At 40.5% G+C, this 22,440-nt stretch carries 25 protein-coding genes; 17 read left to right on the forward strand and 8 right to left on the reverse strand.

Features of this window, described 5'->3' with window-relative positions:
* Positions 1-13 precede the first annotated feature (13 nt).
* The 15 genes from NFR27_RS07645 to NFR27_RS07715 all read left to right on the forward strand — a co-directional run bounded on the left by NFR27_RS07645 (position 14) and on the right by NFR27_RS07715 (position 11,729).
* Complete coding sequence (locus tag NFR27_RS07645) at positions 14-1,840, forward strand: diol dehydratase reactivase subunit alpha (protein ID WP_251442306.1); 1,827 nt, start codon at positions 14-16, stop codon at positions 1,838-1,840.
* A gap of 2 nt (positions 1,841-1,842) precedes the next feature.
* Positions 1,843-2,220 (forward strand): glycerol dehydratase reactivase beta/small subunit family protein, encoded by a 378-nt coding sequence (locus tag NFR27_RS07650; RefSeq protein WP_251442308.1) that lies wholly within the window; start codon positions 1,843-1,845, stop codon positions 2,218-2,220.
* Positions 2,217-2,936: a BMC domain-containing protein gene (locus tag NFR27_RS10120; protein ID WP_338146968.1), complete on the forward strand. Its 720-nt coding sequence runs from the start codon at positions 2,217-2,219 to the stop codon at positions 2,934-2,936. Before NFR27_RS07650 ends, NFR27_RS10120 begins: the two co-directional genes overlap by 4 nt.
* A 48-nt stretch (positions 2,937-2,984) precedes the next feature.
* Complete coding sequence (gene pduA / locus NFR27_RS07660) at positions 2,985-3,254, forward strand: propanediol utilization microcompartment protein PduA (RefSeq protein ID WP_251442310.1); 270 nt, start codon at positions 2,985-2,987, stop codon at positions 3,252-3,254.
* Positions 3,255-3,275: 21 nt separating this feature from the next.
* A complete protein-coding gene (gene pduL / locus NFR27_RS07665; RefSeq protein WP_251442324.1) occupies positions 3,276-3,896 on the forward strand; it encodes a phosphate propanoyltransferase in 621 nt (206 codons plus the stop codon).
* A 9-nt stretch (positions 3,897-3,905) separates the two neighbouring features.
* Complete coding sequence (gene eutJ, locus NFR27_RS07670; protein ID WP_251442327.1) at positions 3,906-4,748, forward strand: ethanolamine utilization protein EutJ; 843 nt, start codon at positions 3,906-3,908, stop codon at positions 4,746-4,748.
* A gap of 22 nt (positions 4,749-4,770) precedes the next feature.
* Positions 4,771-5,262: a PduM family microcompartment protein gene (gene pduM, locus NFR27_RS07675; RefSeq protein ID WP_251442330.1), complete on the forward strand. Its 492-nt coding sequence runs from the start codon at positions 4,771-4,773 to the stop codon at positions 5,260-5,262.
* Positions 5,249-5,521 (forward strand): EutN/CcmL family microcompartment protein, encoded by a 273-nt coding sequence (locus NFR27_RS07680; protein ID WP_251442343.1) that lies wholly within the window; start codon positions 5,249-5,251, stop codon positions 5,519-5,521. Before pduM ends, NFR27_RS07680 begins: the two co-directional genes overlap by 14 nt.
* Positions 5,522-5,532: 11 nt before the next feature.
* Positions 5,533-6,630 (forward strand): cob(I)yrinic acid a,c-diamide adenosyltransferase, encoded by a 1,098-nt coding sequence (locus NFR27_RS07685; protein ID WP_251442357.1) that lies wholly within the window; start codon positions 5,533-5,535, stop codon positions 6,628-6,630.
* Positions 6,620-8,035, forward strand: coding sequence for an aldehyde dehydrogenase family protein (locus tag NFR27_RS07690; protein WP_251442373.1), 1,416 nt, complete (start codon positions 6,620-6,622; stop codon positions 8,033-8,035). Before NFR27_RS07685 ends, NFR27_RS07690 begins: the two co-directional genes overlap by 11 nt.
* Positions 8,036-8,046: 11 nt before the next feature.
* Positions 8,047-9,168 (forward strand): 1-propanol dehydrogenase PduQ, encoded by a 1,122-nt coding sequence (locus tag NFR27_RS07695; protein ID WP_251442376.1) that lies wholly within the window; start codon positions 8,047-8,049, stop codon positions 9,166-9,168.
* 10 nt (positions 9,169-9,178) lie between these two features.
* Positions 9,179-9,904: an MIP/aquaporin family protein gene (locus tag NFR27_RS07700; RefSeq protein WP_251442378.1), complete on the forward strand. Its 726-nt coding sequence runs from the start codon at positions 9,179-9,181 to the stop codon at positions 9,902-9,904.
* A 189-nt stretch (positions 9,905-10,093) separates the two neighbouring features.
* Positions 10,094-10,456, forward strand: a complete 363-nt coding sequence (gene eutS / locus NFR27_RS07705) for an ethanolamine utilization microcompartment protein EutS (protein ID WP_115310717.1) — start codon at positions 10,094-10,096, stop codon at positions 10,454-10,456.
* 228 nt (positions 10,457-10,684) lie between these two features.
* On the forward strand, positions 10,685-11,131 hold the full coding sequence (locus tag NFR27_RS07710) for a EutP/PduV family microcompartment system protein (protein WP_251442381.1): 447 nt from the start codon (positions 10,685-10,687) through the stop codon (positions 11,129-11,131).
* A 112-nt stretch (positions 11,132-11,243) separates the two neighbouring features.
* Positions 11,244-11,729 carry a hypothetical protein gene (locus NFR27_RS07715; protein ID WP_251442383.1) on the forward strand — a complete coding sequence of 162 codons (486 nt, stop codon included), beginning with the start codon at positions 11,244-11,246 and terminating at the stop codon, positions 11,727-11,729.
* A gap of 175 nt (positions 11,730-11,904) precedes the next feature.
* On the opposite strand, the gene mobA is transcribed toward NFR27_RS07715, so the two are convergent.
* The 7 genes from mobA to NFR27_RS07750 all read right to left on the reverse strand — a co-directional run bounded on the left by mobA (position 11,905) and on the right by NFR27_RS07750 (position 18,797).
* Entirely contained in the window at positions 11,905-12,558 is a 654-nt protein-coding gene (gene mobA, locus NFR27_RS07720; protein WP_251442386.1) for a molybdenum cofactor guanylyltransferase, read from the reverse strand.
* A 261-nt stretch (positions 12,559-12,819) separates the two neighbouring features.
* Positions 12,820-14,520 carry a sensor histidine kinase gene (locus NFR27_RS07725; RefSeq protein ID WP_251442389.1) on the reverse strand — a complete coding sequence of 567 codons (1,701 nt, stop codon included), beginning with the start codon at positions 14,518-14,520 and terminating at the stop codon, positions 12,820-12,822.
* Positions 14,517-15,215, reverse strand: coding sequence for a response regulator (locus NFR27_RS07730; RefSeq protein WP_251442392.1), 699 nt, complete (start codon positions 15,213-15,215; stop codon positions 14,517-14,519). Before NFR27_RS07730 ends, NFR27_RS07725 begins: the two co-directional genes overlap by 4 nt.
* A 66-nt stretch (positions 15,216-15,281) precedes the next feature.
* Positions 15,282-16,112, reverse strand: a complete 831-nt coding sequence (pstB, locus tag NFR27_RS07735; protein WP_251442409.1) for a phosphate ABC transporter ATP-binding protein PstB — start codon at positions 16,110-16,112, stop codon at positions 15,282-15,284.
* Complete coding sequence (pstA, locus tag NFR27_RS07740; protein ID WP_251442412.1) at positions 16,112-17,014, reverse strand: phosphate ABC transporter permease PstA; 903 nt, start codon at positions 17,012-17,014, stop codon at positions 16,112-16,114. The genes pstB and pstA overlap by 1 nt, the downstream gene beginning before the upstream one ends.
* Entirely contained in the window at positions 17,001-17,909 is a 909-nt protein-coding gene (gene pstC / locus NFR27_RS07745) for a phosphate ABC transporter permease subunit PstC (protein ID WP_251442415.1), read from the reverse strand. The genes pstA and pstC overlap by 14 nt, the downstream gene beginning before the upstream one ends.
* Positions 17,910-17,912: 3 nt before the next feature.
* Positions 17,913-18,797: a phosphate ABC transporter substrate-binding protein gene (locus tag NFR27_RS07750; RefSeq protein WP_251442418.1), complete on the reverse strand. Its 885-nt coding sequence runs from the start codon at positions 18,795-18,797 to the stop codon at positions 17,913-17,915.
* A gap of 313 nt (positions 18,798-19,110) precedes the next feature.
* Between NFR27_RS07750 and alr the strand changes: the two genes are divergently transcribed.
* The gene (gene alr, locus NFR27_RS07755) at positions 19,111-20,220 is read left to right on the forward strand and encodes an alanine racemase (RefSeq protein ID WP_251442419.1); all 1,110 of its coding nucleotides are present in this window, start codon (positions 19,111-19,113) and stop codon (positions 20,218-20,220) included.
* A gap of 230 nt (positions 20,221-20,450) precedes the next feature.
* On the opposite strand, the gene NFR27_RS07760 is transcribed toward alr, so the two are convergent.
* Positions 20,451-21,239, reverse strand: coding sequence for an IclR family transcriptional regulator (locus NFR27_RS07760; RefSeq protein ID WP_277612547.1), 789 nt, complete (start codon positions 21,237-21,239; stop codon positions 20,451-20,453).
* Between the two features lie 246 nt (positions 21,240-21,485).
* Between NFR27_RS07760 and NFR27_RS07765 the strand changes: the two genes are divergently transcribed.
* On the forward strand, positions 21,486-22,388 hold the full coding sequence (locus NFR27_RS07765) for a dihydrodipicolinate synthase family protein (protein ID WP_251442423.1): 903 nt from the start codon (positions 21,486-21,488) through the stop codon (positions 22,386-22,388).
* Positions 22,389-22,440 lie beyond the last annotated feature (52 nt).

Below are 22,440 nucleotides of genomic sequence, written 5' to 3' on the forward strand. Positions count from 1 at the left end.
AGGAGTTAAGCATATGAAGCGAGTCGTTGGTATTGATATAGGAAATTCTACAACTGAATCAGCCTTAGCGGAAATTCACGAGTCTGGTGAAGTTCGTTTCCTAGGGTCGGCCATTGCTGATACGACTGGCATTAAGGGGACGAAGGATAATATTCAAGGTTTATTTGCTTCCCTTCGACAATTAGTCGCAAAAACGGGCTTGTCCTTGCAGGACATCGATTTAATACGTATCAATGAAGCTACCCCGGTTATTGGCGATGTGGCGATGGAAACAATTACGGAGACTATTATTACCGAATCAACGATGATCGGTCATAATCCAAAAACCCCTGGTGGCCTTGGTATTGGTGTGGGTCAGACGGCTCATATTTTACAACTGCTAGATAAACCTATGACTGAGGACTACATCGTAGTAGTACCGAAAGAAATAGATTTTCAACTGGTCGCTGAATTGATTAACGCCTATGTAGTTAAAGGGTATCGCATTACAGGTGCTATATTACAAGCCGATGATGGCGTGCTCGTAGCTAATCGTTTACAACAACCTATTCCTATTATTGATGAAGTAGCCTTTGTAGATAAAGTACCACTTGGTATGTTAGCAGCTGTAGAAGTAGTTGAGCCAGGTAAAGTTATTTCCCAATTGTCTAATCCTTATGGCATTGCTACCGTGTTTAAACTGTCTGCTGAAGAGACCAAGAATATTGTACCTATAGCAAGAGCTCTCATTGGTAATCGGTCAGCCGTAGTAATTAAAACTCCAGCTGGGGATGTAAAAGAGCGGGTAATTCCCGCTGGCTCGGTGGTTGTTAGTGGTGATGGTCGCACTGTATCAGTGGATATATCGGCAGGGGCGGAACAGATTATGGCCACCCTTGGACAAGTATCGAAAATTGAAAATGTATGTGGCGAAGCTGGCACCAATGTAGGCGGTATGCTTGAAAAAGTACGTCAAACTATGGCTAATTTGACGAATAAATCACCAAATGAAGTGTTTATTGAAGACTTATTAGCCGTAGATACGTCAGTACCTATTAATGTAAAAGGGGGGCTCGCTGGAGAGTTCTCCATGGAACAAGCAGTAGGCATTGCTTCGATGGTAAAATCAGATCATTTACAGATGGAGATTATTGCTAAAGAAGTAGAGCGAGAATTGCGCATTCCTGTTGAAATTGGTGGCCAAGAAGCGGAGTCGGCTATTCTGGGTGCACTAACAACACCAGGCACAGAAACACCGCTGGCGATTCTTGACTTAGGTGCTGGTTCAACTGATGCTTCTATTATGGGACCTGATGGCAAGGTAAAAGCGATTCATTTAGCCGGTGCTGGTAATATGGTAACCATGTTAATTAACTCGGAGCTTGGCTTAGAAGATATTCATTTAGCAGAAAGTATTAAGAAATTCCCGTTAGCAAAGGTAATTAGTGTGTACCACATTCGTCATGAAGATGGCAATGTGCAGTTCTTTACGGATCCATTACCAGCGTCGTTATTTGCTAAGACTGTTATTGTAACAGACGAAGGACTTGTACCGATTGAAGGCGACATGTCCATGGAAAAAATAAAGATTGTGCGACAGACTGCTAAAGAACGTGTATTTGTAACTAATTCCTTACGTGCTCTTCGTGCTGTAAGTCCAACGCACAATGTACGAGATATTCCATTTGTAGTTATTGTAGGTGGTTCTGCATTAGACTTTGAAGTACCACAACTAGTAACAGATGCCTTATCTCATTACAATTTAGTGGCTGGACGAGGTAATGTACGGGGCACAGAAGGAGCTCGTAACGCAGTAGCTACAGGACTTATCTTAGCCTATGCAAAGGAACGGAGGCGATAAATATGGAACTTGTCATTACGGCAAAGCCAACCATTATGATTTATTACCACCGTGGTGTAGGGATGGATCAATTTCAAGATGTCTTATATGGCATTGAAGAAGAAGGGATTCCCTATACTTTAGAAGAACGAGCTACTAGTAGCGAAGTGCTTACTATGGCTGATGAAGCATCACATGTATCTGCTTTGTCAGTAGGCTTAGGTTGCACAGCGGATACCTTAGTATTGAGTTATAAAAACTTGCCACCGGAACAGTTTATGTATCGGTTGCAATCGTATAAAAATGAGCGGCAAGCCATGCGGGCGTTGGGGGCCAATGCAGCTCGCTTAGTAAAGGGAAATCCCTTTAAGTCCGACCCCAGATTGGAGGTGGCATTTTGAAAGACGCATTAGGACTTGTAGAAGTAGCTGGTTTAGCAACGGCGATTCATGTAGCGGATGCCATGGTAAAGTCAGCTAATGTGGTTATTATTGATATCGAAAAAGCGAAAGGCAGCGGTTGGATGACCGTGAAGGTTCGCGGCGATGTAGGCGCGGTACAGGCTGCCGTTCAAGCTGGGGCAGCACAAGCAGAGCAATTTGGTCATTTAATTGCTCAAAAAGTAATTCCAAGACCGGCAGAAGGTTTGGATGCTTGGTTGTTAGCAAGTGGCGGTAATGCTGTATTACAAGGGTTTGCTGAAGAAACTACAGCTGATGACACAAAGGCAAACACTGATGTTTCAAAGACTGCTGTTAAAAAACCAAAGGCAACAGTTGAGAAGCCAAAGGCAACGGCTGATAAGCCAAAGGTGGTTGATGAGGCTAAGGCAGCTAAAACAGATATGCCAGCTACAGCGAAGGTAGAAGCTGCTACCGAACTAGATGAAACAAAGAGTGCATTGCTAGAGGTGTTTAAGCCAGGTAGTACGGCTAAAGCAGAAGCTAAGTCAACTACGGCTACAAGCAAATCTAGTACGGCGACTAAATCAAGTGCAACGGCATCAGGCACTGCTAGTAAGGCAAGTAGTACGGCTAAAGCTACTAGTAGTACAACACCTAAAGGGGCACCGAAAAAAAGACCTAGTCGCGCTAAAACAACGAAGCCAAAGGCATAAGCCTTCGGTATATACAAATAGTAAAGATGTTTTAAAGGAGGATTTACAATGAATAATGCATTAGGCATGGTAGAAACAAAAGGATTAGTAGGCGCTATTGAAGCGGCTGACGCAATGGTAAAAGCAGCAAATGTAACGTTGACTGGCTATGAAAAAATCGGTTCTGGTTTAGTAACTGTTATGGTTCGTGGTGATGTTGGGGCTGTTAAAGCAGCTGTTGATGCTGGTTGTGCAGCAGCTAGCAAAGTGGGTGAAGTGGTATCCACTCATGTAATCCCTCGTCCTCATGGCGATGTAGAAGGCATTTTAGTTAAATAATAACGTATAAAGGATGTAATTATGGATAGAGATGCTTTAAAAGCGCTCATTCGTCAAGTTATCCAAGAAGCACAAACGCCAGTGATTCCTATTGGTATATCTAATCGACATATCCATTTGAGTCAAGCTGATTATGATCATTTATTTCCTCATGTAACATTGGAGCGAAAAAAGGATTTGAAACAGCCTGGCGAGTTTGCCTCAGAGCAGGTAGTAACCTTAGTGGGACCTAAGAATGAAATCACTAAGGTTCGCCTCTTAGGGCCTTTGCGCAAAGAGTCACAAGTTGAAATTTCTATGACCGATGCTCGTACCTTAGGTGTGAATCCACCAATCGTATTATCGGGACATTTGGAAACAGCAGTGCCGATTACGCTTAAAACAGAGCATGCGCAATTGACCTTACCTTGCTGTATTGTGGCGAAACGACATATTCATGTGAATGCAGAGGATGCGCCTAAATTAGGCGTTACCAATGGTGAATCAGTAGCTGTGCGGGTGCGAACTGATCAACGAACAACGGTGTTTGAAGATGTGATTATTCGCGTATCCCCTAACTATGTGACTGAAATGCACTTGGATACAGATGAGGCGAATGCAGCTCAAGTAGGAAATGACACGACAGCAACAATTATAAGGTAGGTGGCAAGTATGCGAAGCATAGACGAAGTGAATGAATTATTGGCAGCGTTTAACCAATGTGTGTTAGAAGGCGCTACACGGACAATTTCAGAAAAAGAAGCCCATACATTACGTGTAGGTATTGATCTTGGAACATCTTCTATCGTAATTGCCGTAGTAGATGCACAGGGGCTGCCTGTATATGGCGCTTTGGAATATGCAAAAGCAGTACGTGATGGATTAGTAGTAGATTATATAGGGGCTGTTACGATTACAAGACAGTTAAAAGCTAAAGCGGAAGAGGCACTAGGTTGTACTTTGACTAGAGCAGCGGCAGCCGTACCACCAGGCACATTAGGTAAAAATAAAGATGTAGTAGGCCATGTATTAGAAGGTGCTGATTTTGAAGTATCCGCTATATACGATGAACCAACGGCTGCAGCTAATGTGCTTGGCTTAGTTAATGGGGCTGTGGTTGATGTAGGTGGTGGCACGACTGGTATTACCATCATTAAACGGAGTAAAGTTAGCTATACCGTTGATGAACCAACTGGGGGCTCTCATATGACATTGGTGTTAAGTGGGAGTTATGGACTTTCTCAAGATGAAGCAGAGGTATTAAAGCGTGATGCTTCACGAGAACGAGAAGTGTATCCCTTGGTACGGCCAGTGGTTGAAAAAATGGCTATTATTTCCGCCAATGCTTTGGTAACTGGTAAATATCGTAAGAATGGTCCTGTACATGTAGTCGGTGGTGCTACGAACTTCACTGAATTTGCCGATACTTTTAAAAAGGTGCTGGGACGTGAGGTGATTAAGCCTCTATATCCGGAATTTGTAACACCTTTAGGAATTGCCTTAGGCAGTTCGTAGAGGCTCTGAAACAGAGGTAATTATGGACGAACTTATTGCAGTAGTACTCAAACGCTTGCAGGCGCGAATGGAAAGCCAAGGCACAGTAGACTTGGCTGACGAAAGCCAGCTTGTTGAAACTATTCTGCTTCGTCATCAGCGTATCGAAGTGACAGGTGTAACCCAGGCCCATTTGGAGGCATTAGTACAACGCCAGCCAGGTCCTTGGTTAACTTGGTTAGATCAAGCGATTGCCTATGGTTGTGAAATTACATTAGTCACGACTATGGCTGTAAATCAACAATGGAATCCACATATGGTGTTAGCTTGGCCACTTCGTTTTATGGATAAACAAGGACGGACAGTATATAGTTTTAAGGAGCGGATAATTAGTGCGTCAGCGATTCGTACCTGCAAGACGAAGTCCGTTATTCTTAAATTTTGTGGACAACGATTCACCGCCTTAGGGTTTGACGAATTGCGGTCCCGCCAGCTGGAATGTGTAGAAGGGACGAAACGATATGCAGACTGGTAGAGTAATAGGTAGTATTGTATCAACACAAAAGCATGATTCCTTAGTAGGCTTAAAGCTTATGATTGTACAATACGTAGATGGCAACCAAGAACCGTTACCTTCCTATGAAGTGGCGGCCGACACGGTGAGCGCGGGGATTGGTGAATATGTGTTATTAACACGTGGTTCGTCAGCACGTCATGTGTTTGGCGATGGACAAAATAATAATAGTGCTGTAGATTGCGCTATTGTTGGTATTATTGATAGTTTTGATAAGTGAGGAGGCCAGCCATGGCAATTTACACAAAAACTGGCGACAAAGGTACGACAGGACTCTTTGACGGCACTCGTGTAGCAAAGAACTCAGAACGAGTGAATACATATGGTACGCTTGACGAGTTAAATGCGCACTTAAGTGTGTGTGAAAAGCTGGTTCGGTATCCAGAAACGAAAACTATCTTACATCGGTTACAAGGCTTGCTTTTTCAGCTTTGTGCAGAAGTAGCGACAGTGGATCAAGCTAAATTACAACAATATAGCACCCTCGTTAGCGAGGCGGATATAAAAGAGCTAGAAGCAATCATTGATCGCTATACGCAAGCCTTGCCACCGCTTAGAAGTTTTATATATCAAGGTAATAATTTAGCTGCTGCAGAATTGCATGTAGCTCGTACAGTATGTCGTAGAGCAGAGCGCATGCTCAATGGGATGCGACAAGGTGAACCAGTAAGACCAACAGCGTTGGCTTTTGTAAATCGCCTATCTGATTGTATTTATACCTTAGCTCGTATGGAAGACTTTATCTTTCACGTAGATGAAATTGTAACAAAAGTAGTAGCAAAAATAGAACAATTACCGGCTGAAGATGTCAGTAAAGGTGATTCAATACAACTTAGCTCAACAGAGATAGGTAAGACAGATGTAGTGCCAGCGACCTTTGGGCAGGCTAGTGCGTTAGATAGTAATGAGGAAGCACAAGTGCTGCGGCGTATGGCACAACAATTATTGGAAGGTGCCACTGCAAAAAGTGAAGCTATAGGCGTACCTGTAGTGATTGCCATTGTGGATCGTCATGGTAATCCCGTGTTGACGTATCGCATGGTAGATGCTTTGTTAGTAAGTACTGATATTGCCGAAGGCAAAGCGTATACAGCAGTAGCACTTAAATGTAAGACTGAACAACTAAATGAAGTAACTCAGCCAGGTGCTGAGTTATATCAAATAGAATCTATGGTTACACGCCCCTTAGTAACATTTGGTGGCGGGTTTCCCTTGACAGTGGCAGGGCGAATTATAGGCGGTCTCGGCATTAGTGGCGGGACAGTGGCTGAAGATATTGCTATTGGAAAGTATGCCATGGATTACATGGAGGCTAATTATGGAAAATAGACAAGAATTAGAACGCATGATTCGCTCAATGGTAATGAGCATGATGAACGGCACCGATACAGGCGCTGCTGTTAGTGAAGGGGCGTTACCTGACGAACCAGGTGTTTTTACAACTGTAAATGCAGCTGTAGCAGCTGCTAAACAAGCGCAAATTCAATTTGAAGAATGTACCTTAGCAACGCGTAGCAAAGCGATTGAAGCAATTCGCCAAGGGATGCGTCCGCTAGTGAATAAATTGGCTCAAATGACCTATGAAGAAACTGGCATGGGACGGGTGGCCGATAAAATTATTAAATTAAACTTAACAATTGATAAAACGCCAGGTGTAGAGGATTTAAAGACAGAATGTGAAACAGGCGATAATGGTATGACTTTATATGAATTATCTCCTTATGGCGTTATTGGCGCTGTTACACCAAGTACCAACCCAAGTGAAACTTTGATTTGTAATGCTATTGGTATGTTGGCAGCGGGCAATGCTATTTTCTTTAGTGTACATCCTGGGGCTAAGCAATTATCCCGTTGGTTGGTAAGCCAATTGAATCGTATTGTAGCCGATGCTATTGGTATTAATAACTTAATTGTTACCATTGCAGAACCTTCTATTGAAGCAGCTCAAGAAATGATGGTACATCCAGATATTCCGTTATTAGTAGTAACAGGTGGCCCTGGGGTAGTACATCAAGCTTTATGCAGTGGCAAGAAGGTTATTGGCGCTGGTGCTGGTAATCCACCAGCTTTTGTTGATGAAACAGCAGATATTCGTAAAGCAGCTCAAGATATTGTAATGGGGGCTAGCTTTGATAATAATATTCTCTGCATTGCTGAAAAAAGTGTAGTAGCTATTCGTTCTATCGTTGATCAGTTAATTAGTGAAATGAAACTGGCAGGAGCGATCCTCATTGAGAAGGAAGAAGAGATTCAGAAGTTACTTGATATTACACTACAAAAAAATGAGACACCAAGCCGTAAATATGTAGGTCGTAATGCAGGTGTTATCTTACGTGATGCTGGTATTGAAGTAGATGGTGATCCTCGTTTGATTATTATGAAAACGGATAAACATCATCCATTCGCTACGATTGAAATGCTTATGCCAATTTTACCAATCATAACAGTAGATAGCTTTGAAGAAGGGTTAGCTACAGCGTTATTCTTAGAAGCAGGCTTGCATCATACAGCTACTATGCATTCCTTAAATATGGAGCGCCTTAATAAAATGGCACGGGCTATGAAAACATCTATTTTTGTTAAGAATGGCCCATCTTATGCTGGTCTTGGCTATAACGGAGAAGGCACTACAACCTTTACGATTGCTACACCAACTGGGGAAGCGACTACTTCGGCTCGTCATTTTGCGCGTCGCCGTCGTTGCTGCTTAACTACAGGCTTCCAAATCCGCTAGGAGGTAGTCTCATGAATAAATGGACCTTTCCTACGCAAATCTATGCAGGTGAAGATGCCTTATTGCGTTTAAGTCATTTTAAGCAAGAAAAAATTCTAGTTGTATGTGATCCGTTTTTAGAAGGGACGGCTAATTTAGAAGAAGTATTAAATTTGATGCGTCCTCATAATGCGGTAAGTGTATATACTGACGTAGTTCCTGACCCGCCTATTGGGCATGTGGTAAAAGGGGTAGAGTTAGTACAACAGCAGCAACCATCCGTGGTAGTGGCCATTGGTGGTGGTTCCGCTATTGATTTAACGAAAGCGATATTATATTTTGTTCGCAAAATGGGCTATCAAGGGGTTCGTCATTTTACAGTAGTACCTACAACCAGTGGTACTGGCTCTGAAGTGACCTCCTTTGCAGTGATTACAGACCCGCAATCACAGACAAAGTATCCCATTGTAGATGATAGTTTATTGCCACAAGAAGCAATTCTAACACCTTTATTTGTGAAAACAGCACCACCAAAGGTAACGGCCTATAGTGGTATGGATGTATTAGTTCATGCCATTGAAGCCCTCGTGGCTAAAGGAGCCAATCATTTTACCGATGCGTTAGCAGAAAAAGCATTGGCATTAGTATTTACATACTTGCCTAAGTGCTTTGCACCAGCTGCTACAGAAGCCAATCGGATGGCTATGCATGAAGCCTCTTGCATGGCTGGGCTAGCTTTTAATCAAGCGGGGTTAGGGATTACTCACGCTTTGGCGCATCAATTAGGTGGTCAATTCCATATTCCTCATGGATTAGCAAATACAATGTTAGTAGCACGCGTGGTTATGTTTAATGCTTTTCACGATGAAACTGCGTATAAAAAATATGTCCAGCTAGCAAAGAAGCTCGGCTTTGCAGAGGCTGATGAAGATTCGCGGGATGCTTTAGTGGCATTAGTAAAAGCAATTTTAAATTTGGCCCGTTCTTTGGAGTGCCCGCTCAATATTACGGCAGCTGCTTCAGTTTCGGCCCAAGAAGCAAGACAGAAAGTATCAGCTATGGCGGCTAAAGCATTACAAGATATGACCTATCAAACGAATCCATATGCCGCTTCGCAAGATGATTTGGAAAATCTATTATTGATGATTATGTAAGGAGCCGCGTATGGACACAACACAAATCCTGATTAGTGAATTTATTGGTACGGCTGTATTAATGGCATTTGGCAGTGGTACAAATGCTTCTGTTTTACTGAAAAATACATTGGCAAAGGCTTTTAACCCGAATTGGATGACGATTATGTTTGGTTGGGCCTTTGGGGTTGCCTTTGCGGTGTATATTGGGATTGCCCTAGGTGGCCCTGCTCATTTGAATCCTGCTTTGACAATAGCATTAGCTGCTGGTGGCATGTTCCCATGGGACCATGTATTACCAGTTAGTTTAGCTCAAATTGCAGGTGCCTTTATGGGTTCGGCTTTGGTTATGCTACATTATTATCCTCATTTTAAACAGACGAAAGAGGACGAAGGTAATGTGGTAGGGATTTTTGCTACAGCACCAACTAGTGATAATCGTGTGCTAAACGTAATTTCTGAAATTATTGCAACCTTTATGTTTATGCTCGCTATTTTATGCTTAGGCAAAATGGGGGATGGTTTATTCCCGTTTATCGTAGGTGTTTTAGTAGCTTCTATTGGTTTATCGTTCGGTTCAACTACAGGGTTTGCGTTAAATCCAGCTCGTGATTTCGGGCCTCGTTTAGCCTATACTATTTTGCCAGTACCAAATCGTGGTGCGACAAATTGGGCGTATGCGTGGGTGCCAATCATTGGGCCAATTATCGGTGCTAGTGCAGCTGTAGGTTTATTCTTAGCGATTGCACCTAAATAGTTAGTAATAGACTAGATAATTTGCTAAATTAATCTAAGTCTAAGACTATATATTTGTGATGGGTCTGTAATATAAAACCTCCCAAAAGTAGCGTTTGCTAATTTATATTACAGGCCATCATTTAAGATAATTACAAGTCATCATAATGAGATATTAATAGGGACACATATTGGTAGAAAGGATATATGTATGGATTTTTTAGAAGCAGTTGAAAACAAACAACGTATTATCCAAGAGTTTGTACCTGGTAAACAGGTTACGATTGCACATATCATTGCCAATCCAAAACCTGAATTATTCCGTAAAATGGGATTGGAAGAAAAGCAGCGTAGTGCTATTGGTATTTTAACAATTACTCCTGGTGAAGGGACTATCATTGCTGCAGATATTGCTACTAAAGCAGCAGGCATTGAATTGGGATTTGTGGATCGCTTTTCAGGCGCCTTGTTAATTACTGGGGATGTATCGAGCGTAGAGTCTGCTATGAAGGGTGTTATTGATGGGTTAGATAAAATTTTAGGTTTTTTCCCTACAAAAATTACGCGTACCTAGTTTAATGTTGATTGTATGGTGTAGTATGGATAATATAATCTAATATGGATAGTATAAATCTGTATAGATACGTATAATTTAGTGTGGATTATATCGACTGATTATTAGTGTAATGCTTATAAATGTTGTATTATGTGTACTTTGCAATAGGTATTCATAGTAATTCTGTAGTATAATAAATAGGTGATTTAAGTGATACCATATCGACTTAGATTGTGAGGTGATTATATGGAACAGGCGCTAAAGACTGTAATTATGGTAGGACGTACGGAGGTTGGTAAAACAACACTAGCTAATACATTGATGTATGGTAGTCCTGAAGCCTTAAAAACACAATCGATTGGTCGAATTGGGTCGATTATTGATACGCCAGGCGAGTTTATTGAAAATCCAATCTATTATCGGGCTATTTTATTAAGTGCCTATGATGCGGATATAGTATTGTTTTTGAATGAAGCTAACGAATCGGAAAGCATCTTTCCTCCTAATTTTGCAGCCTCTTTTAATCGTGAGGTTATTGGAGTTGTAACGAAAGTAGATTTAGGGGGCGACGTAACTAGAGCTCGCAAGAATTTGGAAGCTGCTGGCGTAAAAACAATTTTTGAGATTTCCGTACATGATACTGAATCAGTACAGCGTTTACGTGACTATATTGCGCAGGATAAAGAAGCGTAAGAAAAGTATAGAATGAGCTGTATTATTTATTGTAGTTTGTATGGGATGGATAGATAAGACCTATATTTTTATTAAGCGTAACTATTAGTAGTGGATATGATGGTGGTAACGAATGAATTTTAAGCAAAACTTAGCAAGTGTATTAGCTGGTGCCTACAAGTTAGATTATCGTTGGCTCCACATTAAAGATGATGAAATTTTTATTTATAAAGATGTAAACGATACAGGTGAAACACCGCTAGCTTTACATTTTGATCCTAGCTTTAATCAGCAGGTGATTGCTCTTTGTAAAGAGACTGTTGGTTCTATTAGTGAACCAATTTTGATTAATACAATTTTAGAAGCTCATTGTGCGGCAGAAGCGCATGAAATTTATTATGATGAAACCTTATACGCACAAAAGGCTATGGCTATTCGACATAAGCCAAATGAATTGACCGCTATTTGTGAAACGGGGGAACGTTATTTATTAACCTTGAATGGTGTTGTAAAAACAAACCCTGGTGATTGGGTAATTCGAGGGGTAAATGGTGAAGAATATCCTTGTGACCCTGAGATTTTTAAAATGCTCTACGATGTAATGGATGATGCTAAATAATCACCTTACTATTTAACTTTGTATATTCAGGCACTGGCCGTATAGGCGAGTGCCTTTTTTGATACATAAAACGCCCTTCTCGTGGATTTGATTCGTGCGAATTAATCTTTGAGAAGGGCTTTGTTATATTTGTTATATTGTTGTATATCTAGTATATTACTATATTGCTATATACCTATTCTGGTTTATGGACAAGAACTTTTTCTGTATCGATATGAGGAATCTTGTGGAAATATTCTTGTGCATATTCTAAATCTTCAGGCGTATTAATGTCGATGAAGATATCCGCTTCTAAGGTGTTTTCTTTTAATGGTAATTGAAGTAGCGGCACTTCTTTGTAGAAAGAGTGTAGAAGTTTTTCACCAGCTTCGATTTTTTCTTTCATGATTGGTAAGAGCTGGCGATTATAAATAGCGTGTAAGCAAATATCCTTACCATTAAGCATTGGCACAACTACTTGTGCTACTCCTTGGCTTTCTACCATGCGATCTAACACCACTAAAGACAAGAATGGCATATCTACGCCAATAACAAAGATATTTTCTGCATTACAGTGCTCAAAGGCGGTAGCTACAGCGCCTAGGGTATTGTGACCAGGATAGTTATCTTCCACTACATTAGCGTCTTTTAAAGGTTCGAAGCGATCGAAGAGGGTCTTATTATCGGTAACAATAATGGGATCCTTTTCAAAGGAAAAAGCAAGCATTGTGTAGATAGTTTCGATTAGAGTTTGATCGCCAAATTTGGCAAATACTTTATTGTACCCCATGCGAGAACTGTTGTGGCCTGCTAAGATAACCGGTTGTAAACTTGATAATTTTTCATACATAATAATAACCCCCTTTATATTGTGTGTCTAATTTAATGATACCATAAACGCATAATTAAAATAAAGAAAAATCATGATGAAATTATGAGTTATGGTATAAATTTTGCATAATAGTACACAGGTAAGGGGGTTATATGAGAATAAGGTATACTCGAAATATAAAGTTGAAAATCACTTTTAATAGTAAGCCCATAAGGAACTATTAGTCATTATGTTGCTTAGTGGAGGCTGTATCTCTCAGATTGGTGGCTAAGTTGGTAATTACTTGTCGGATGTTTTAAAACGTAGTGTAAAGGTTGTGCCTTGACCAGGTTCACTTTTTACAGCGACAGAGCCACTATGAATTTCCATGATATGTTTTACTAAAGCAAGACCTAAACCACTGCCTTCGCGCTTGCTATTACGACTTGGATCAGCTTGGTAGAAGCGTTCGAATATACGGCTTTGTTTATCCTTAGGGATACCAATGCCTTCATCTGTAATAGTGACGATAGTAAACCCTTCTTTTAATTCCATATCAACAACTATGTGATTATCTATAGTTTTGCTAAATTTGATAGCGTTGTCAAAGAGATTAATGAAAACCTCTTCTACTAATTTAGGAGACATGAGAAAAGCGGGGCTTTCCCCAGTCATAGCTAAGGTAATATTCTTCCCTTGGCGCTTTGTAGCTAGTTGTTGCCAAGCTGAATTGATAACTGAACGAAGGGACGTTTTTTCAAATAAAACTTCGGAGCCTCCATCTTCAATACGGGAGAGTTTTAAGATAGTATCAATTAACTCTTGCATATGAAGGGCTGCCGTATGAATGTGGCCTCCTAGAACGGTAGCATCGTCTTTATTTGGATACATACCCTTGGCTAAAATTTCAGAGTAACCACTAATAGTAGTTAGTGGCGTTTTTAATTCATGAGATACATTAGACGTGAATTCATGACGTCGTTGTTGCTCTAAGTAGCTTTGGGTAATATCTGAAATGATGATTAAGAGACGGCCTTTGTAACGATCATCTTCTGTGATATGGAAGACGATACGGAAATGTTGGTTATCCTTGTGAAGTAAGTATTCACCGCCTTGATGTTTGCGCATCGCATTGATTACATGTTTACGCCAGTCTACGTCATCCGTCAGGAGCAATAAGGATTCACCATGTAATTCCGTTTTATAATTTAAAAATTCTTTTAAATGTTCGTTATAAGTAATAATGGTACCATCAAGTTCTGCTAGTAATAAGCCTTCCGCCATTTCTTCCATGATGGAACGAAGGGTGTTTTTCTCTGCTTGTAAACGAACGATCATGGCCTCTAGCTCATTCTTTTGGAAGGATAGACGAGAGAGTAGCGGTGTAATTTCAGTATAGGCTTCATCGATAACTAGTTTGGTATCACTATGTGAAGTCCAAGCTTTTACAATTTCTTCAATTGGATAGATGGCATCTGCCGTCCAACGACGTGCTAATAGATAACAGCCACCCGACATGAGCACGAAGAGAGCTAAGAGGCCAGGGGCCGCATCGATAATTACTTTATATACAGTAGAGCCATTACGTGATACTCGTAGAATGGAGTTGTCTGGTAAACGTAAGGCTTCATAGTAGCTAATGGAATGTAATGTTGCAGAATCACGAATATCACTACCTTCGCCTTTGAGAATAGCCTGTGCTATTTCAGGGCGCTGGAGATGATTATCCATGGTTTCTGCATCGTGAGAAGAATCATAGAGGACTTTGCCTTCATAGGAAATCCAAGTAATGCGCAAAGTATTATTGGTGGATTTAGTAATGGCAGCTAATCTCTCTGGCGTCAAAGTACCGGTAGAGGCGATAATTTTGCCTTCTGTGTAAAGGACAGTACGAAAATCATCTTTCCAGTTATTATAGAATAGGTAGCTTAAAATAACGGTACTTACGACTAGACTTAACATACCTAAACCAAAGAGAGCCCGGAAAAATTTCTGTCTCATATGGTGGCCTCCCAGCGGTAGCCAATACCGCGCACTGTTTTAAGGTGACGACCTGCGGTACCCAAATGTTGGCGTAGGGTAACGACGTGCATATCTACGGTTCGAGATTCCCCTTCATAGGAGAAGCCCCACACCACTTCCATTATGCGTTCACGAGAAAGGGCAATCCCTGTATTTTCCATAAAGTATAAAAGAAGTTCATATTCTTTTAGGGTTAAAGTAATCGGTTGATCTTCATAGGTGACAATGCGGCTATCTTTGTCGAGGACTAAGTTGCCACAGGTGAGAATTGATTTTTTTGGTGGGGCTGTAGGGCGAGTGCGCCGTAGTAAAGCTTTAATTCGAGATACTAATTCAACAACACCGAAGGGTTTTGAAATATAATCATCGGCACCACCATCAAGGCCTTGAACCACATCAATTTCTGATGTTTTGGCAGTAATCATAATAATAGGTAAGTCTGTTGTATCAGGGCGTTCGCGAAGTTTATGCAAGATAGAGAGCCCATCTTCTCCTTCTAGCATAATATCCAGTAAGACAAGTTGAGGTCGGCGTTCTTCTAAGGCTGCCCAGAAAGGACTGCTCGACTCGAAGGTGCCGACCTCAAAGCCCTGCCCACTTAGTACATAGGAGATAAGACCGCGGATGCTATCTTCATCTTCTACACAATAGATTAAAGGCTGGGTTTGTTTCATAGTAATCTCCTTATTGATGTAGAAAAAAAGGAACGAACTGCATTGAGTTCGTTCCGGGGCGAGTCATTAACCGAAGCGACCATTAATGTAGTCTGCCGTTTTTGGCTGAGTTGGTTCGGTAAATATTGTCTTCGTTTTATTATATTCTATCAAATCTCCCATCAAGAAGAAAGCAGTTTTATCAGAAATACGGGCTGCTTGTTGCATATTATGCGTTACAATAACGATAGTATAGTCTTCTTTGAGCTCTAAAGCTAGTTCTTCAATCTTAGCTGTAGAGATAGGATCTAGGGCACTAGTTGGTTCGTCCATGAGGATAACGTCAGGGCGAGTAGCCAACGTGCGGGCAATACAAAGACGTTGTTGCTGACCGCCAGATAGGCTAAGGGCACTTTTGTGCAAACGGTCTTTTACTTCATTCCATAAGGAGGCTTGGGTCAAGCTTTTTTCCACGATTTCATCGAGTTCACTAGCTTTAGTGATACCTTGCAAACGAGGGCCAAAAGCTACATTGTCATATAAGCTTTGAGGGAATGGATTTGGTTGTTGGAATACCATGCCTACACGGTGGCGTAGCACGATAGGTTCCATATCGGCGTAAATATCTTCTCCTTCGAGTAAGATTTTACCTTTTACTGTTACATTCCCTTCTAAGTCATTCATGCGGTTTAAAATACGTAAGAATGTAGATTTACCGCAACCGGAAGGACCGATTAAGGCTGTAATTTCATTCTTTTTAATATCCATGTTGATATTTTTTAAGGCATGGAAGGAACCATAGAAAAAGTCTAAATTTTCTACAGTGAAAGCGTTGCCACGAGCTTCGTTAGCGATAGCTTTTGCTTGTGTATTAACAAGTACTTGTGGGTTAGGCATTACAACTTCAGAAATTTCCATTATTTATTCTCTCCTAAGTTTTTACGATTAAGGTGACGGCTTAAGGCACGAGCACCGATACTAAATGTGAATACAAGGGCTAATAATAAGAGGGCGCTCAAGTTGGCCATAGCTTCGGCATTAGATGCAAGCGATTCACTACGGGAGGCCCAAATTTGTAAGGCTAAGGTTTCACCAGAACGGAATGGGTTAAAAGCGTTGGTAGGTGAGGTAATATCTGTACTTGCCCAATTAATATCAGTACTCATACCTGCTGTAAACATAAGTGCCGCAGCTTCACCGAATACACGACCAGCGGCTAAGATAATCCCTGTAATAATGGCTGGGAAAGCGGCTGGTAGTAATACACGACTAATCGTTTGCCATTTGGTAGCGCCTAAGCCATAACTACCTTTTGCATAAGATGGTGGTAAGGCACGCAAGGCGTCTTCTGTAATGGTAGCGATAAGCGGTAAGGTTAAGATAGATACTGTTAAAGCACCAGCAAATAGATTCCATTGTGAGTTGGTCATGATGATAAATACGAGGTAACCAAACAAACCAAGTACGATGGAAGGTAAGGAGGATAAGGTTTCAATGGATATACGCATAATCCGTTGTGCTTTACCTTCAGTAGCATATTCTGCCATATAGATGCCACCACCGATACCGAGTGGTACGCTGATAAGAAGGGCTAAAAATACTAGGTAGACTGTGTTGAACAATTGATTGCCGATCCCCGTTGGCGAAAAGGCTAACAGTTCCAGTTTGAAATCGCTTAGGGCGTTCCACGCAATGTGACCTACAAAGGCGAGTAATAAGAGTAAGACAGCACCGGCTAAGCCGTGGAGGACTAGGGTGATAAGTCTATCGGTGGATAAGGCCCGCTGACGAGGAGCGGGGATGGCTTTACTTGCTCTCACTGAGGGCGCCTCCTTTAGATGTAATGTAACGGATTAGAAGAATAAAGAGTAAGGAAATAATAAAGAGTAAAAGGGCCATAGTCCATAAGGCCATATTATATTCACTGCCTTCCATAGTACCGCCCATATCAGCAGCAATAGCACTCGTTAAGTTAACCGTAGGGTCAAGGAGTGAGGTTGGAAAGGCTTTCATCTTACCAATAACCATAGCAACCGCTAAAGCTTCACCAAAGGCACGTGCTAGGCCTAAGACAACGCCTGCTAAGATACCATGCTTAGCTACTGGCAAAACGATTTTGTAAATTACTTCCCAACGCGTAGCGCCTAGGCCATAGGCCCCTTGGCGGTAGGTTTTGGGAACACTGTTAATAGCATTCATCGTTACAGATGTAATCGTTGGAAAAATCATGAGTGCTAAAACGATGGAAGCAGCTAATACAGAAAAACCACTATGCGCATCGGTGTATTTTTGAATGAAAGGAACAAGAATAGTAAGGCCTAACCAACCATAGATGATTGAAGGAATTCCTACAAAAATTTCAATCACTGGTTGCCAGAATTTACGGCCTAGGCTAGGTGTGATTTCTGCCATATAAATGGCGAGTGCAATACTGATTGGAGTTGCCATCAATAATGCAAGGGCACAGGTAATAAGAGAGCCGACAATGTAAATGCCGGCTCCAACGTGGCCACCCCCGTCGAGCGTGTCGGCGGGTTGCCACTGCGTAGAAAATAGGAATTCTGAAAGACTGTGCCCGTAGATCGTAAAGGTCCCGGTACCGCGATAGAGCAAGAAGATCCCGATAGCTGCGGTTACGACTAACAAGAAGAGACCTGTACCTTTGATTACGTAACGCCAAATTCGATCGGCGCGAAGCGTGCTTTCAATGTTCATCTATTATTTCTCCGTTTTCACTTTAGAGGCTACACCGTAACCTTTGGATTCTAACACTTTACCGTATTCATCAGACATGATGAAATCTAAGTATGCTTTTTGTAATGCATTAGGTTCCCCTTTAGTGTACATGTGTTCAAAGCCCCATACTTTGTAAGAACCGTTGTAACTATTTTCAAGAGTTGGTGCTACACCATCGATGGAGATAGCAGCTACGCTTGAGTTATTTAATAGATAAGGTAAGGCTACATAACCGATAGCACCTGGTGTGTTGGAAATGCTTTGGATAAGTGCACCAGAATCATCTGTTTCTAAGGATTTGTTAGATGCTTCTTGGTTTTTATCAAGGGCAAATTCAGAGAAGAGTGCGCGTGTACCAGAAGTAGATGGACGAGTTACAAGAACTACGTTTTGATCAGGACCGCCTACATCTTTCCAGTTAGTTACTTTGCCAGTGAAGATATCGATTAATTGTTCTTTAGATAAGTTTGGCACTGCTTTAGCAACATCTTTGTTTGCTACAGCAGCTACAGTTACGATAGCTACTTTGTGGTCTACAAGTTCAGCTGCTTTTTCTTTTGGTAATTTGCTTTCTGCTGGCACGTCGGAGTTACCAATGTTTACAGTGCCATCAGATACTTGTTTAAGACCTGTGCCAGAACCACCACCATTTAATACGATGGATACATCAGGATGTTTCTTTTTAAATTCAGCCGCTGCATCTTTAGCAAGAGGGAGTAAGGCTGAAGAACCAGAAGAAGTGATTGTACCTTTTAAAGCTTGTTGTGAATCAGCTGGAGCCGAACCGCTGTTACCGCAACCTGCTAAACCTAAAGCTAACACACTTGCCATAACCATTGCTGTAAGAGCTTTACTTTTGAATTTCATGATTGAATTGCCTCCTAATCGATGGACGTATTTACAAATTTAGTTTGTATACACAGTATACATAAGGTTTGTAAAGTTTATGTCGGAAGCTTTGTAAAAGTTTTGTAAATTTAATAATTAGTGGGAATACTCTCAAATTAAGGCCTAATTAAGGCCTATATAAATAGGTTTTATTATATTAATAACAAGAGCCGATTGTCTTGATAATACAGTGTATTATATGAGGGATCTAGTTTGATTATTTAGGCCCATGCTTGAAAAGAATTACGGTGAGGTATACAATAAGTGGTAGTAATTTTTATTGAGGTGACTTATGAGACCTACTCACTTAGAAATTGATACGGCGATTATCCGTGAAAATTTACGTCGTATTAAAGATAGTTTGCCAGAATGGAGTACTAGTACGGCTGTTATTAAAGCCAATGGATATGGTCATGGCAGTGTTATGGTTGGCCGAATTGCGGTAGAAGAAGGTTACGAATCATTAGCGGTAGCATTTCCAGAAGAAGCTTTGCCATTACGGGCAGCAGGGATTACGGTTCCTATTTATTTATTAGGGATTACGCTGCCACAGTCTTTTGATTTAATTATAGAAGGCAATTCACGGCCTGCTATTTGTGAATCTACTGATTTGGAGGCTTTAGAAGCTTGTGCAGCTCGTCATGAAACGATTATTGAATGTTGTATTGCCGTTGATACAGGGATGCACCGTATAGGTGTGCATCCAGATAGAGCGCTTGATTTTATGCAGGAAGTAGAGTCGTATCCTCATCTTCGAGTAGATGGTTTCTTTTCACATATGGCGAGTGCTGATGCGGCAGATAAAACCAGTGCCCATAAACAGACCGAGTTATTCCGGCATATGGTAGAAATGATTCGTGCTCATCGTTCAGATCCTTTCCGCTTTTCTATGGCCAATAGTGCTGGCTTATTGGCTGTGAAAGATAGTCTGTTTACAGATGCTCGCCCTGGTATTATTCAATATGGGATTATGCCATCCTTAGATGTGCCAAATCGTTTAGGTCTACGTCCGGCGCTTAGTTTACATAGTAAAGTTGTTCATGTGCAACATTTAAAAGCCGGTGAACGGATTGGCTATGGTGGTACTTATACGACAGACCGTTTAACTACGATTGCTACAATTCCTGTAGGCTATGCTGATGGTTATCCAAGGAGTTTATCCAATCGGGGTGCTGTCTTAATTCATGGACATCGTTGTCCAATTGTAGGGCGTGTTTGCATGGATCAGTTGATGGTAGCCATGCCTGAAGGGGTGCCAGTACATCCTGGTGATGCAGTGGTATTGATTGGTACACAGGGGGACGAAAGTATAACTGTATTGGAGATTGCCACTTTGGTGGGTACTATTCCATATGAAATATTCTGTGATTTTTCAGAACGAGTGCCAAGAATTTATGTGTAGTTGGTAATTGAAGAGAAATATATTGATATAAAAGCCGATACATCCAGTTAGAAATGGATGTATCGGCTTTTTAAGTTATGCGAAAATTTTGAATTCTTGGGCAAGATAGTTTATTGTTGATGGTAAAATTCTAGCATTTAATTGGGTGTAGCGTTATTCTAAGTGTATTTGAAAAGTTGAACAATATAAAAAATATATGGACTTCATTTAGTAAATGTTAAAACATAAAGTTAATATTGAAAATTTTTAGTATCCATTAATTTTTCTATAATAGTACCGAATCGACGAAGGATATTTTTGATATTTTCTATATGCTCTGGGGTAGCATCGAAAATGAGGAAGCTAATGCTTAAGGCTGCTACAATTTTATGATTCATGCGTAGAGGTATGGCAATACAACGGGCATATTTTGTGATTTCCTCTTCTTCATAGGTGAATTCACCATGTTCATCTTTGTGAATGTCTTCATATAAAGCATCCAATGTAGGCAGAGTCCGTTCGGTTAATAGTGGCAGTGGATCTACAAATAGTTCATTCAAATCTTTGCGACTATGGTCGAATAAGAGTGCTTTTCCTAGCGCCGTTGCATAGGCAGGAAGACGTTTACCTATGGATGAAATTAGTTGAATTGGTTTAGGGCTAGTTACTTTTTGTAAATACATTATTTGGTTACCTTCTAAAATGCCTAGGTGAATAGTTTCTTTACAGAGAGAAGACATGGTTTCCATCTGGTCTTTAATAAGCGTTAAAATATCGCCACTGTGTTGATAGGTGCTGCCAATGACAAAGATTTCTTTGCCAATGGTATAGATGAGTGAGTCTTCATTGCATTGTAAATAGTTATTATCTACTAAAGTTTTTAAAATAGGTGTTAGTGTACTTTTAGGGTAACCTAATTGCGTAGCTATTTGTGACATAGTAAGGCTATTACTGCCAGCTATAACTTCTAATATTTTGATTACTCGTAAGGTTGGTTTATGTTGAGGGGTAGATATTATTTGGGGAATTGAATTATCCATTTAAATTATAATAACTCCTTTCGTTTGGGGATATATTGTAACTGTATTTTAACATATTGAGTTTGTATATACGTACTATAATCTAATTTTCGCAATTGGTGTTTGCATTTATCCATTAATATGCTGAATTGGCATTACGTATATACGTAATATATTGACTTTTACGAATTGTAAACATAAGATAAAGATATAAATTATTAAAGTGATTGCATTCAATATTTTAGATTATTTTAGGAGGTGTTTTTCATGAAAGCTAAGTATATTTCGCCTATTTTAACATCTTTAAATTCTGATGAGTCTGTGAATTATGAGGATATGCATGCATTTTATGATAAATTAATTGCTGCTGGCATTAATGGTGTATTAGCTGGTGGTAGTGCGGGTGAATTTTATGCATTTTCTTATGAAGAAGTTAAAGAACTTATTTTAGATGCTATTGAATATGGTAAAGGGCGTTGGGAAGTGATTGCCGGCACGGGACGCATGGTGAAGGCAGAAACAATCCAGTTGTCAAATGAGGTGTTGAAGGCAGGGGCTGATGCGGTTATTATTGTAGGCCCTTATTATAGTGCTTGTAATAATGAGGATGTATTTGCCTATTACGATGAAGTGTTAGGAGCAATTAATGGCCCTGTATACTTATATAATTATGGTGATCGTACTGGCTATGATGTGTCTGCAGAAACTTTGCTTCGGTTGCGTGAAAAGCATGATAATCTAGTGGGTGTTAAAGATACTCATTCTGTACTTCGTCATACACAACGATATATTCAATTTTTAAAGCCGAAATATCCTGATTTTAAAATTTATACAGGTTATGATAATAATTGTATACCATCGGTGATTTCTGGTGGTGATGGTTGCATCGGTGCATTATCGAATATTGATCCAGAGATGTGTGTGAATGTAATTAAGGCTTTAGATACAGAAGATTTAAACGCTTTAAAAGAGTTGCAGCGTCAAATTGATGCCTATTTTGCTTTCTATGAAGTGCATGTTCCATTTAATCCTGTTATGAAATGGGCTATTAATGAATTAGGCGGTCCAATGAAGGAAACTTGTCGAGTACCAATTAAACCTCTAACTGATGTTGAAAAAGAAGCATTATCTCCAATTGCTGAGGCTTTATGGCGTCATAAAATTAAATAAATTGCTGGGTATGGCAGGATAAAAATATAGCCTTGTGGAATTTATTTAGTAA

Origin of the sequence: Veillonella intestinalis, assembly GCF_943192895.1 — a bacterium.
GTDB classification, from domain to species: domain Bacteria; phylum Bacillota; class Negativicutes; order Veillonellales; family Veillonellaceae; genus Veillonella_A; species Veillonella_A intestinalis.

Bases quoted from the DNA above. Each gene is read 5' to 3' on its own strand.
- eutS (WP_115310717.1), top strand. From the start codon at position 10,094: ATGGATTTTTTAGAAGCAGTTGAAAACAAACAACGTATTATCCAAGAG.
- NFR27_RS07695 (WP_251442376.1), top strand. From the start codon at position 8,047: ATGAATAAATGGACCTTTCCTACGCAAATCTATGCAGGTGAAGATGCC.
- pduA (WP_251442310.1), top strand. From the start codon at position 2,985: ATGAATAATGCATTAGGCATGGTAGAAACAAAAGGATTAGTAGGCGCT.
- NFR27_RS07700 (WP_251442378.1), top strand. From the start codon at position 9,179: ATGGACACAACACAAATCCTGATTAGTGAATTTATTGGTACGGCTGTA.
- NFR27_RS07645 (WP_251442306.1), top strand. From the start codon at position 14: ATGAAGCGAGTCGTTGGTATTGATATAGGAAATTCTACAACTGAATCA.
- NFR27_RS07685 (WP_251442357.1), top strand. From the start codon at position 5,533: ATGGCAATTTACACAAAAACTGGCGACAAAGGTACGACAGGACTCTTT.
- pduL (WP_251442324.1), top strand. From the start codon at position 3,276: ATGGATAGAGATGCTTTAAAAGCGCTCATTCGTCAAGTTATCCAAGAA.
- NFR27_RS07680 (WP_251442343.1), top strand. From the start codon at position 5,249: ATGCAGACTGGTAGAGTAATAGGTAGTATTGTATCAACACAAAAGCAT.
- NFR27_RS07690 (WP_251442373.1), top strand. From the start codon at position 6,620: ATGGAAAATAGACAAGAATTAGAACGCATGATTCGCTCAATGGTAATG.
- NFR27_RS07765 (WP_251442423.1), top strand. From the start codon at position 21,486: ATGAAAGCTAAGTATATTTCGCCTATTTTAACATCTTTAAATTCTGAT.
- NFR27_RS07715 (WP_251442383.1), top strand. From the start codon at position 11,244: ATGAATTTTAAGCAAAACTTAGCAAGTGTATTAGCTGGTGCCTACAAG.
- NFR27_RS07725 (WP_251442389.1), bottom strand. From the start codon at position 14,520: ATGAGACAGAAATTTTTCCGGGCTCTCTTTGGTTTAGGTATGTTAAGT.
- mobA (WP_251442386.1), bottom strand. From the start codon at position 12,558: ATGTATGAAAAATTATCAAGTTTACAACCGGTTATCTTAGCAGGCCAC.
- NFR27_RS07730 (WP_251442392.1), bottom strand. From the start codon at position 15,215: ATGAAACAAACCCAGCCTTTAATCTATTGTGTAGAAGATGAAGATAGC.
- pstB (WP_251442409.1), bottom strand. From the start codon at position 16,112: ATGGAAATTTCTGAAGTTGTAATGCCTAACCCACAAGTACTTGTTAAT.
- eutJ (WP_251442327.1), top strand. From the start codon at position 3,906: ATGCGAAGCATAGACGAAGTGAATGAATTATTGGCAGCGTTTAACCAA.
- NFR27_RS07710 (WP_251442381.1), top strand. From the start codon at position 10,685: ATGGAACAGGCGCTAAAGACTGTAATTATGGTAGGACGTACGGAGGTT.
- NFR27_RS07750 (WP_251442418.1), bottom strand. From the start codon at position 18,797: ATGAAATTCAAAAGTAAAGCTCTTACAGCAATGGTTATGGCAAGTGTG.
- pduM (WP_251442330.1), top strand. From the start codon at position 4,771: ATGGACGAACTTATTGCAGTAGTACTCAAACGCTTGCAGGCGCGAATG.
- NFR27_RS07760 (WP_277612547.1), bottom strand. From the start codon at position 21,239: ATGGATAATTCAATTCCCCAAATAATATCTACCCCTCAACATAAACCA.
- NFR27_RS07650 (WP_251442308.1), top strand. From the start codon at position 1,843: ATGGAACTTGTCATTACGGCAAAGCCAACCATTATGATTTATTACCAC.
- alr (WP_251442419.1), top strand. From the start codon at position 19,111: ATGAGACCTACTCACTTAGAAATTGATACGGCGATTATCCGTGAAAAT.
- pstC (WP_251442415.1), bottom strand. From the start codon at position 17,909: ATGAACATTGAAAGCACGCTTCGCGCCGATCGAATTTGGCGTTACGTA.